General features: G+C 67.5%; 9 protein-coding genes. 6 read left to right on the top strand and 3 right to left on the bottom strand.

What is annotated here, in order from left to right:
* Positions 1–486 precede the first annotated feature (486 nt).
* Together LQ564_RS19795 and LQ564_RS19790 are read right to left on the bottom strand one after the other, a co-directional pair.
* The gene (locus tag LQ564_RS19795; RefSeq protein WP_231059835.1) at positions 487–2,574 is read right to left on the bottom strand and encodes an ATP-dependent helicase; all 2,088 of its coding nucleotides are present in this window, start codon (positions 2,572–2,574) and stop codon (positions 487–489) included.
* A 434-nt stretch (positions 2,575–3,008) separates the two neighbouring features.
* Complete coding sequence (locus LQ564_RS19790) at positions 3,009–3,239, bottom strand: hypothetical protein (protein WP_231059834.1); 231 nt, start codon at positions 3,237–3,239, stop codon at positions 3,009–3,011.
* A 187-nt stretch (positions 3,240–3,426) separates the two neighbouring features.
* Here LQ564_RS19790 and LQ564_RS19785 point away from each other — a divergent pair, with 187 nt between their 5' ends.
* The 3 genes from LQ564_RS19785 (at position 3,427) to fghA (ending at position 5,614) form a co-directional block, all read left to right on the top strand.
* Positions 3,427–4,383 carry an IS1595 family transposase gene (locus LQ564_RS19785; protein ID WP_231059833.1) on the top strand — a complete coding sequence of 319 codons (957 nt, stop codon included), beginning with the start codon at positions 3,427–3,429 and terminating at the stop codon, positions 4,381–4,383.
* 137 nt (positions 4,384–4,520) lie between these two features.
* Positions 4,521–4,697, top strand: coding sequence for a hypothetical protein (locus tag LQ564_RS19780; RefSeq protein WP_231059832.1), 177 nt, complete (start codon positions 4,521–4,523; stop codon positions 4,695–4,697).
* A gap of 74 nt (positions 4,698–4,771) precedes the next feature.
* Positions 4,772–5,614 (top strand): S-formylglutathione hydrolase, encoded by an 843-nt coding sequence (gene fghA / locus LQ564_RS19775; protein ID WP_231059831.1) that lies wholly within the window; start codon positions 4,772–4,774, stop codon positions 5,612–5,614.
* 172 nt (positions 5,615–5,786) lie between these two features.
* Here the strand turns inward: fghA and LQ564_RS19770 are convergent, their stop codons facing one another.
* Positions 5,787–6,962: a tetratricopeptide repeat protein gene (locus LQ564_RS19770; protein WP_231059830.1), complete on the bottom strand. Its 1,176-nt coding sequence runs from the start codon at positions 6,960–6,962 to the stop codon at positions 5,787–5,789.
* Positions 6,963–7,145: 183 nt separating this feature from the next.
* Here LQ564_RS19770 and LQ564_RS19765 point away from each other — a divergent pair, with 183 nt between their 5' ends.
* From LQ564_RS19765 to LQ564_RS19755, 3 genes are read left to right on the top strand one after another with little or no spacing between them, the layout of a single operon-like run.
* Positions 7,146–7,850 carry a phosphoribosyltransferase gene (locus tag LQ564_RS19765; RefSeq protein ID WP_231059829.1) on the top strand — a complete coding sequence of 235 codons (705 nt, stop codon included), beginning with the start codon at positions 7,146–7,148 and terminating at the stop codon, positions 7,848–7,850.
* A 44-nt stretch (positions 7,851–7,894) separates the two neighbouring features.
* On the top strand, positions 7,895–8,692 hold the full coding sequence (locus LQ564_RS19760; RefSeq protein ID WP_231059828.1) for an apolipoprotein A1/A4/E family protein: 798 nt from the start codon (positions 7,895–7,897) through the stop codon (positions 8,690–8,692).
* A 12-nt stretch (positions 8,693–8,704) separates the two neighbouring features.
* Positions 8,705–10,051: an erythromycin esterase family protein gene (locus LQ564_RS19755; RefSeq protein ID WP_231059827.1), complete on the top strand. Its 1,347-nt coding sequence runs from the start codon at positions 8,705–8,707 to the stop codon at positions 10,049–10,051.
* Positions 10,052–10,096: the final 45 nt, after the last annotated feature.

The raw sequence follows: 10,096 nt of genomic DNA, 5'->3' as shown, positions 1-10,096 counted from the left end.
GCCAGACGGACAACGACGGGCTTCTGAGCGTGGTTTTCTGCAATCGGCAAGTCGGCGAAATCGACCTGCGCATTGCACGGTAAAATGGGCTGACGTGTGTAACCTATGTCTCTAGACATGTGTTACCTATGTCCCTGTGCCAAACAGGACCGCCCACCCTACGGGATTGAGGCAGATCAAACTTACGTAGCTAAGTAACTGATTTTTAAACAGATTCCGTACTATCCACAAGATCTGTGGATAAAGATGTGGAAAAGCACTACTTGACAAGCCGAAAGACCAGTAACGGCGCGGGTTTCAACAAAATGCCCGTTCCAGAGGCAAAAACGAACACCTTATAAATCAAGGACTTGCACATACGGCGCTTTACCCGGCAACCCCTCCGTTAGGAAGATTCCTACAAAAGCTGCCCGCGGGGGATAAGTCGCCAAACTGAGCCCATCTGCACGCATCTCGCACGGCGCATTTCCACGCTCGTTCCCATGCTCACTTCCAGGCATTGCGCACCCGGTCCCGCACCATCATCCTGACGCTTTCCGGCACCGGCTTGCGCAGGTGCTGGGTCCCGGCATTGAGCCAGACGGCTTCCTCGAAATGCTTGAGCATGGCCGGCGTGATGAAGCGGGTGCGCGCCGCATACACATGGCGGTCGCCGGTCGAGGCCTGCTGCTTGATGAAGAAGCGGTTCGGCAGCACCAGCTGCAGATGCTCGCGGGCGCGCGTCATGGCGACGTACAGCAGGCGCCGCTCTTCCTCGATATCGTCCTGGTTGCCGGTCGCCATGTCCGACGGGATGCAGCCGTCGACCACGTTCAGCACCGTTACCGACTGCCACTCCTGCCCCTTGCTCGAGTGAATGGTCGACAGGATCACGTAATCCTCGTCGAGCAGCGGCGGGCCGGCGCGGTCGCTGGTGGCCTCGGGCGGGTCGAGCGTGATCTCGGCCAGGAAGGCTTCGCGCGAACCGTGGCCGCCGGCCAAGGCCGCCAATTGCTCGACGTCGGCCGCGCGGACTGCGGCGTCGTCGTGCAGGCGTTCCAGGTGCGGCAGATACCACTCCTTGACCAGCTCGATGTCGGCCGGCCAGCGCAGGCCGGGCGTGCGCAGGCGGCGGTACAGGGCGCAGAAGGCGTCCCAGTCGAGCTTGCTGCGCGCGGGTGCGGCGAAGGCTTCCAGCGCCGCCACCGGGTCGGGCGATTCGGCCATGGCGTCCAGCAGGCGGGTCGCGGTGGCCTGCCCGATGCCGGGAATCAGCTGTACCGCGCGAAAGCCCGCCAGGCGTCCGGCCGGGTTCTGCACGAAGCGCAGCACGGCGAGCACGTCCTTGATGTGCGAGGCCTCGAGGAATTTCAGGCCGCCGAACTTGACGAAGGGGATGTTGCGGCGCATGAGTTCCAGTTCCAGCGCCGCGCTGTGGCTGGCCGCGCGGAACAGCACCGCCTGCTGGGTCAGCTTGACGCCAGCCTCGCGGTGTTCGAGGATGCGGTTGCAGACCCAGCGCGCCTGCTCGGCCTCGTCGGGGATCAGGACCAGCTGCGGCTTGCGGCTGGATGCCTTGTCGGTCCACAGCGTCTTGGCGTGGCGCTCGAGGGCGCCGGCGATCACGGCGTTCGACGCGTCCAGGATCGGCTGGGTCGAGCGGTAGTTGCGCTCGAGCGTGATGACTTCGGCCGGGCGCGTGAACTCCTTCGGGAAGTCGAGGATGTTGCGGATGGTCGCGCCGCGGAAGGCGTAGATCGACTGGGCGTCGTCGCCTACCACCATCACGCCCTCGCCGCCCGGCTTCATGCCCGTGATGATCGCGGCCTGCAGGCGGTTGGTGTCCTGGTATTCGTCGACCAGCACGTGGTCGAACCGGGCGCCCAGTTCGGGGCCGAGCTCCGGGTCGCCCGCCATCTCGGCCCAGAACAGCAGCAGGTCGTCGTAGTCGAGCACGTTCTGCTCCTGCTTGGCGTCGACGTAGGCGCCGAACAGGGTCTTGAGCTGGCCTTCCCACTCGCTGCACCAGGGGAAGGTCGACTGCAGCACCGCGCCCAGCTCGGCGCGGCTGTTCACCACACGCGAGTAGATCGACAGGCAGGTGCCCTTCAGCGGGAAGCGTTTTTCCGTGTTCGACAGGCCGATCTCGTGGCGCACCATGCCCATCAGGTCTTCCGAATCGCCGCGGTCGTGGATGGTGAAGGATTCGTCCAGGCCGATGCGGCCGGCGTATTCGCGCAGCAGGCGCGCGCCGATCGCGTGGAAGGTGCCGGCCCAGGGCAGCGTGATCTGGGAGCCGACGCCACTCCTGCCCAGCAGGCGCTGCAGGACGCCGCTGGCGCGCTGGCCCATCTCGTTGGCGGCGCGCCGCGAAAAGGTCAGCAGCAGCAGGCGCTGGGGGTCGGCGCCGGACTGGATCAGGCGCGCCACCCGGTGCGCCAGCGTGTTCGTCTTGCCGGAGCCGGCGCCTGCCACCACCAGCAGCGGACGGACGGGGTCGGCGCCGATGTCGTGCTCGACCGCGGCGCGCTGCTCGGCGTTCAGGCTGGCGAAGGGATCGGCGGCTGGCGCGGGCTGGTCGAGGACGGCGGACATGGGATGCGGGAACGGATGAGCATTGGATGCCATACTGTACATTTATCCAGTAAGCCTGCGCAAGCAGAAATCCAGCCTGGCCGGCGCACGATGCCGCCCGCTCGAACGGCCTTGCCCGCAATCAGGTCATGCATTACATGCACAGAATTCGCTAAGTCGCGGATCTATAAAAACTTTTCCGGATATCCACAAACTCTGTGAATAACTATGTGGACAAGCGGGGGCTTGACACGCGGAACACGGCCAATGATGCGGCTTTCAACAATTTGCCTATTGGGAAGGCAACGCGGACTACCCTGTAAATCAAGGGTTTACGTGCATGTCTCGCGTGCGCATCAGGCTCATCCACAAAATTATTCTTGGGAATTTTTTGTGCATAAGCCCGGGCCGCTTGACCCGGCTTCGAACCGAACTCGACAGTAGCCGAAGCGAGTTCAGGCGGGGTTGAGAGCGGCGCCGCCGCGCCGCCGCGCCGGCTCTAACAGGACGCGGGTGATGATGCCGGTATCGACCGCATGCGATTTCAGGAATTCGAGGGCGGACAGCGTGCCCGCCGCCCGCATCAGCATCAGCGCGTCGTCGATGATGTCGCGCTGGTGCAGATCGCACCGGGAATCGCCGGCGGCGGAGTCGGCAACGGCGTGGAGGGTTCGCGGGGGAGTCATCGTGCGCCTGGCCTTTCTGGAAATGGATTGGTGCGGCTGCGTGCAGTATGCTCGATGGCGGATCAAAGTCAATCTCAATTTTGATCAAATTCGCCCACTAGTTTTGGCTGAGTTCGCGATCGTTGGGTGAACCAAAACGCGTTGTCGAAGTCCTACGCATCGTCGAGTTAACTCATCTGGAGTGACGATGCAAGGCCCGCGCTTCGACGAATTGTTTGCTTTTCTGACCGCCGCGCCATTGTCCAGCGCCGATCTTGCCCGGCTGCGCGACTGGCTCGACAGCATCCGCGACCCGGCCGAATGCCTGGCGCTCATCGAAGCGGCCGCGGCAGGCCGGCCCTGTCCGCATTGTGCTTGCGCGCGTTTGCACCGCTCCGGCTTCGCCAGCGGCCTGCAGCGTTATCGCTGCCTGGGTTGTCGTCGCTCCTTCAATGCGCTGACCGGCACGCCGCTGGCCCGGCTGCGCAAGCGCGAGTGCTGGCTGCCATATATCAAGTGTTTGCTGGAATCGCGCACCGTGCGCGACGCGGCGCTCGTTACCGGCGTGCATCGCACAACGAGTTTTCGCTGGCGCCACCGATTCGCGCCGGGCGCCGCCAGGCACCGGCCCGCAGCATTGACGGGAATCATAGAGGCCGACGAAACCTACCGCCTCGAATCACAGAAGGGTTCGCGCACCTTGACGCGCCCGCCGCGCAAGCGTGGTGGCGCGGCCCGGCGGCGCGGCATCAACCGCGAGCATGATTGCCTGCTGGTGGCGCGTGACCGCATCGGCACGACGCTGGACTTCCATACCGGACGTGGTCCCGTGACCGCTGCGCAACTGCGCACCTGCCTGCAACCGGTGCTGCCGGGCGACGGGCTGCTCATCAGCGATGGCGCTGCGGCCTATGTCCGGTTTGCCCTTGACGCCGGAATCATGCACGAATCCGTCAACGTGCGGGCGGGCCGGCGCGCACGCGGCGCGATCCACATTCAGAACGTGAATGGCTGGCACAGTCGCTTCAAGAACTGGCTGGTGCGCTTCAAGGGCGTGGCCAGCCGCTACCTGGCGAGCTATTCCGGGTGGCAGCGATTACTGGATGCGCAAGCGTTGCGTACACCAGCGCAGTGGCTATGTGCTGCGGTACGACAAGTTCAGTGAAGGCAGCTGCGAATCCATCATTAATGCGAACACAGCCCTAGTTTTTTTGCTTGTGCGCCGTCAGCTGCCCAGCGCTGCGCCACCCCGCGCGCACGCCGCCTACAATGGCCGCGCCAACCATCACCCACGAGGACACCATGAGCATGCATCCCGACACCGACATGAATCCCGGCGACGAAGCCGAACCGGGCACGCCCGGCGCGGGCGAAGACGTCTGCGAAGCCTGTGCCGGCAGCGGCAAGCAATCCGACGGCAAGCCCTGCCCGAATTGCGGCGGCAGCGGCCACGTCATGCGGGGGATCGGCGGCGGCTGAGGCCGTACGACTGGCAGACCTGCGCGGCACACGGCATACTGGCAATATTGTCAATCACCAGCACAAGAACAGCCATGTCCAACCTGCTCAACGAACACGCCTGCTTCGGCGGCGTGCAGCGTTTCCATTCCTTCGATTCCAGTGCCATCGGCCTGCCGATGCGCTATTCGGTCTACCTGCCGCCCGGCGCCGGTGAGCAGCCGCTGCCGGTGCTGTTCTACCTGGCCGGCCTGACCTGCACCGAAGAGACCTTCATGACCAAGGCCGGCGCCCAGCGCGTGGCGGCCGAGGAAGGCCTCATCCTGGTCGCCCCCGACACCAGCCCGCGCGGCGCCGGCGTGCCGGGCGAGACCGACAACTGGGACTTCGGCGTGGGCGCCGGCTTCTACGTCGACGCCCTGCAGGAACCCTGGTCGCGCCACTACCGCATGTACAGCCACATCCTCGAGCTGCGCCAGCTGGTGCTCGACACCCTGCCCGCCGATCCCGCGCGCGTCGGCATCTTCGGCCATTCGATGGGCGGGCACGGCGCGCTGATGCTGGCGCTGCGCAATCCGGAGCTGTTCCGTTCGGTGTCGGCGTTCGCGCCGATCGCGGCGCCGATGCGCTGCCCGTGGGGCAAGAAGGCCTTCGGCGGCTACCTCGGGGCGGACGAGTCGGCATGGCGCCAGTACGACGCCAGCGAGCTGATGGCGGGGATGACGGGCGCGCCCTTCCCCGGCGGGATCCTGATTGACCAGGGGCTGGCGGACAAATTCCTGGCCGAGCAGCTGTATCCGGAAGCGTTCGAGGCGGCCTGCCTGGGCGTCGGACAGCCGCTGACGCTGCGCCGGCACGCGGGCTACGATCACGGCTACTACTTCATCTCGACGTTCGTCGAAGACCACCTGCGCTTCCACCGCCGCGTGCTCGGGTAATTCAACTCACGAATGCGTTGTCACTGTGCTTGCACGGGTTGAACGCGTGGGCGGAGGACCGCCCACCCTACGAGGGTGTGAAAAATTCGTCCATGGCTGCGTTGCCTCGTCTCGCCGTACAAATGTACTGTCTTCGACTCGGCGCCTTGCCATCGCCGTTTTTTCACACCCTCTACGGTTGCAGGCCATAGCGGTCGATGAAGGCCTTCACGCCACCGGGGTTCGCGGCTACCCAGCGCTCCAGCTCCGGGCGGTAAGCCTGGCGGAACTGCAGCAGCAAAATCCCCGCCTCCAGCTGCCCGTCCTTCTCCAGCGCCTGCATCGCCAGCAGCCCCGGATCGGTGATCCCCTCGCCGGTCTTCGCCTTGGCCTCGTCGGCGACGCGCAGCGCGGTGCGCCAGGACGCCAGCTCGATCTCGTAGGCCGACTTCGCCTTCGCCTTGTCCTCGGCGCGCATGTTCGCCTCGGCGATGGCGCGCGCCAGGCGGATGGCGGTGTCCGGGGTCTTGTCGCCGGACGGCCCGTCGACGCTGACCGTGAATTTGCCGTCCGCGCCCTGGTCCACGCGCGCACCGCGGCGCAGCCCCAGCGGCTTGAGCGGCGCCTGCGCCCGCGCCTGCGTGCGCAGGCCGGACAGCCAGGTCCAGCTCGGACGCTGGGACGGGTCCGCCGCCACGGCCGACAGCATGGCGGCTTCCGCATCCGCCAGCCGGCCCTGCTGGGCCAGGGTGCTGCCCAGGAAGCGCCAGGCCTGGGCGTTGCGCGGCTCGATCTCGGTGGCGCGCCGGAACAGGCGCTCGGCCGGGACCAGGTCCTTCTGGAAGAAGTAGCAGTTGCCGGCGCCGATCCAGGCCAGCGAAAACTTCGGATCGGCGCGCATCACGGCTTCGTAGCCGGCCAGCGCTTCCTTGTAGTTCGCCTTGGCGAACTGCTGCTCCGCCGCGGCGAACAGCGTGCGCGCTTCCCGAGTCGGCACGTGCAGCAACGAAGGCCCGTCGTCCAGCAGACGCAAAATTTCCTGCGCCACCGGATTGCCCGGCTCCAGCGCCAGCGCGCGCCCCGCCAGCGCCCGCGCCAGCCTGCGCATCTCCTCGACCTTCTCGGGTTTCGCCAGCGTCGACAGCTTGTAGAACACGCCGGCCGCCGCCGATTGCGGCAGCGAGGCATTCGGCGCCAGGGTCTCGGCTTGCTTGATCTTGTCCAGCGCTTCAGGGAACTTGCCCTGGCTCTCCAACACCTGGCCCTCTGCCAGCAGGCGCCGGCAATCGGCGGTGCAGGGTTCGGCGGCCGACGCCGGCAGGCACAGCGCGAGCACGGCGGACACGATCAGGGGGCGTAGCAGTCGCATTGCATGGTTCCATGAAATCAAAGCTGCATTTTACGCCGCCGGACGCCCTCCATTCCTCACCGATTCCCACAGGGCAAACGTACGCCGTGGCGGCACATCCCTGTGTATGCTGGCGGCATGGCATCCGGCGTCATGCGGCGCCCCGCCATGCTTGCCGATCGTCTTCGTCGAATGCGCTGTGCCATGCCGGACGCCAAGGGATACCAGGATCGCCAACACGCCGGCCGCGCGCTGGCGCGGCGGCTGCGCCACGAACTGGGGCCGAAACAGGCCGACTTGCTGGTGCTCGGCCTGCCGCGCGGTGGGGTGCCGGTCGCCTTCGAGGTGGCGCGGCTGCTGGGCGCCGAGCTCGACGTGCTGCTGGTGCGCAAGCTCGGCATGCCGCATCACGAGGAGTATGCCATGGGAGCGATCGGCAGCGGCGGCGTGCGCGTGCTGCAGCCGGGCGTGCCGGGCCGGATGGGCGTGACGCAGGAACAGGTCGACGAGGTCACCCGGCGCGAGCTGCTCGAACTCGAGCGGCGCGACCGGCGCTATCGCGGCGGGCGGCCGCCGCCGCGCATCGCGGGACGATGCGTGATCGTGGTCGACGACGGCATCGCCACCGGCAGCACCATGGCGGCGGCGCTGCAGGTGGTGCGGCGCCAGGGTCCGGCGCGACTGGTGGTGGCGGCGCCGGTCGGTGCGCCCGATACGGTCGCGCTGCTGGAAAGCCAGGCGGACCAGGTGGTCTGCCCGCTGGCGCCGTCGCGGTTCCAGGCAGTCGGACAGTATTACGGCGCCTTCGGGCAGACCGGCGACGAGGAAGTACAGGATTTGCTGGCGCAGGCATGGGCGACGCCCGCCGCGCAGCGTGGGCAACAGGACGGGCAACAGCACGTGCAATAGAACAGGCAACAGAACGGACACCAGAACAAGACAAAGGAGCGGACATGAAACCAATTCCAACCGAGACGGCAAGTGATGTGGGCATTGTGGGCAAGTGGCTGGGCGCGGCCGCGGCCGGCGCGCTGCTGATGTATTTGCTCGACCCCGAGCGCGGGGCGGCGCGGCGTTCGCGCGCCGTGTCGGCCGTGAAGAGCGGCGCCGCGCGCACCGGCGCCACGGTCGACCAGGCCCTGCACAGCGCCGGCGACCGCCTCGGCGCGCTCACCGACAGCGCGGCCGACGCGATCTCGCGCGGGGCCGGCAAGCTGCAGGCCCAGGCCGCGCCGCTGCTGGAACGGGTGCGCCACGGCGCCGAGGATGCCGGCGCGCGCATCGCCGACCAGGCCGACGCCTCGCGCGAGCGTATCCTGCGCGAAGCCGAAGCCCTGCGCGCCAAGTACGACGCCCAGCGCGACGCCGAACGCAGCCACGCCAATGCGGGCCGCAACCGCTACGATCATGACGAGCACTACCTCGAAGGCAGCAACAGCGGCGGCCTGGCCGGCTGGCTGCAGGACCTGGGCGAACGCATCGGCGAAACCGTCGGCGCGCGCCGCGGCCAGGATTCCGCGCTGCTCGGCGGCAGCCTGATTGGCCTGCTCGGCGTGATGCGCCGCAATCCCGCCGGCCTGCTGATCGGCCTGGCCGGCCTGGCCCTCCTGATGCGCTCGACCGGCAGCAAGCGCTACTCGGTCGGCTCGCTGTCGCTGCCGCCCACGCGCCACCTGGGCGCCCCCACCCCGGCCGAGCCGGCGCCGGTCCAGCCGGCCGAAGCGGCCCCGAGCAGCCCGACGCTGCACTGACGGACCCGCACCATGGCCACCGCCAGCGCCCATGAAACCGGCGCGATCCGCGCCGCGGCCCAGCCGCTGGACGGCGGCGCCGGCGACTACGATGCGCTGCTCGACTTCGTCGGCGACGCCCGCTTCGTGCTGCTGGGCGAAGCAACCCACGGCAGCGCCGAGTTCTACGACGAGCGGGCGCGCATCACCCGGCGCCTGATCGAGGAAAAGGGGTTTACCGCGGTCGCGGTGGAGGCCGACTGGCCGGACGCCTGGCGCGTCAACCGCTACGTGCGCGGCGAGGGGATGGACGCGGACGGCCGCGCCGCCCTGTCCGGCTTCGAGCGCTTCCCGAGCTGGATGTGGCGCAACACCTCGGTGCTCGATGTCGTCGAATGGCTGCGCCGGCGCAACGACGCCAGGGGAGCGGACAAGGTCGGCTTCTACGGCCTCGACCTGTACAGCCTGTTCACCTCGATCCAGGAAGTGCTGCGCTACCTGGACGGCGTCGACCCGGTCGCGGCCGAGGAAACCCGGCGCCGCTACGCCTGCTTCGACCACTACGAGCAAGACAGCCAGCACTACGGCTACGCCACCGGCGTCGGCCTGTCCGAATCCTGCCAACAGGGCGTGCACGCCGCGCTCACCGAGCTGCAGGAGCGCGCCTTCGACTACATGCGCGACGGCGGCCCGGGCGGCGCCAGCCCCGAGGACGCCTTCTTCTACGCCCAGCAGAACGCGCGCCTGGTGAAGAACGCCGAGGAGTATTACCGCACCATGTTCCGCGGCCGCATCTCATCCTGGAACCTGCGCGACAGCCACATGGCCGAGACCCTGGACGCGCTGGCGCGCCACCTGTCGGGCAGCGGCAAGCCGGCCAAGATCGTGGTGTGGGAGCACAACTCCCACATCGGCGACGCGCGCGCCACCGAGATCGGGCGCCAGGGCGAATGGAACGTCGGAGAACTGGCGCGCAAGGCCTACGGCAAGGACGCCTGCCTGATCGGTTTCACCACCTACGACGGCCGCGTCACCGCCGCCTCGGAATGGGACGGCCCGGCGCTGCACAAGCACGTCCGCCCTGGCATGCCGGGCAGCTACGAGCACCTGCTGCACGAAGTCGGCCTGCCGCGCTTCTTCCTGCCCCTGCGCGGGCCCGGCCCGGCGCGCGACGTCCTGCTGGAAGAACGCCTGGAACGCGCCATCGGCGTGCTCTACCTGCCGCGCACCGAGCGCCACAGCCATTATTTCATGGCCTCGCTGGCGCGCCAGTTCGACGCCATCGTCCACATCGACCGCACGAGTGCGGTGACGCCGCTCGATTCGACCAGCGGGTGGCATTCGGGCGAGCCGCCGGAGACCTATCCGCAAGGCCTATAAAACGCGGAACGACTGTACGGCATGTTCCCCCGCTAACTCCAAGAC

It is taken from the genome of Massilia phyllostachyos, assembly GCF_021044825.1.
Lineage (GTDB): Bacteria > Pseudomonadota > Gammaproteobacteria > Burkholderiales > Burkholderiaceae_D > Telluria > Telluria phyllostachyos.
The sequence above is the reverse complement of the archived record's forward strand: the minus strand, read 5'-3'. Positions and strand labels throughout refer to the sequence as shown.

Excerpts from the sequence above, each read along its gene's own strand:
- LQ564_RS19765 (WP_231059829.1), top strand. The coding sequence starts at position 7,146 with ATGCCGGACGCCAAGGGATACCAGGATCGCCAACACGCCGGCCGCGCG.
- LQ564_RS19790 (WP_231059834.1), bottom strand. The coding sequence starts at position 3,239 with ATGACTCCCCCGCGAACCCTCCACGCCGTTGCCGACTCCGCCGCCGGC.
- LQ564_RS19760 (WP_231059828.1), top strand. The coding sequence starts at position 7,895 with ATGAAACCAATTCCAACCGAGACGGCAAGTGATGTGGGCATTGTGGGC.
- LQ564_RS19785 (WP_231059833.1), top strand. The coding sequence starts at position 3,427 with ATGCAAGGCCCGCGCTTCGACGAATTGTTTGCTTTTCTGACCGCCGCG.
- LQ564_RS19755 (WP_231059827.1), top strand. The coding sequence starts at position 8,705 with ATGGCCACCGCCAGCGCCCATGAAACCGGCGCGATCCGCGCCGCGGCC.
- fghA (WP_231059831.1), top strand. The coding sequence starts at position 4,772 with ATGTCCAACCTGCTCAACGAACACGCCTGCTTCGGCGGCGTGCAGCGT.
- LQ564_RS19770 (WP_231059830.1), bottom strand. The coding sequence starts at position 6,962 with ATGCGACTGCTACGCCCCCTGATCGTGTCCGCCGTGCTCGCGCTGTGC.
- LQ564_RS19780 (WP_231059832.1), top strand. The coding sequence starts at position 4,521 with ATGAGCATGCATCCCGACACCGACATGAATCCCGGCGACGAAGCCGAA.
- LQ564_RS19795 (WP_231059835.1), bottom strand. The coding sequence starts at position 2,574 with ATGTCCGCCGTCCTCGACCAGCCCGCGCCAGCCGCCGATCCCTTCGCC.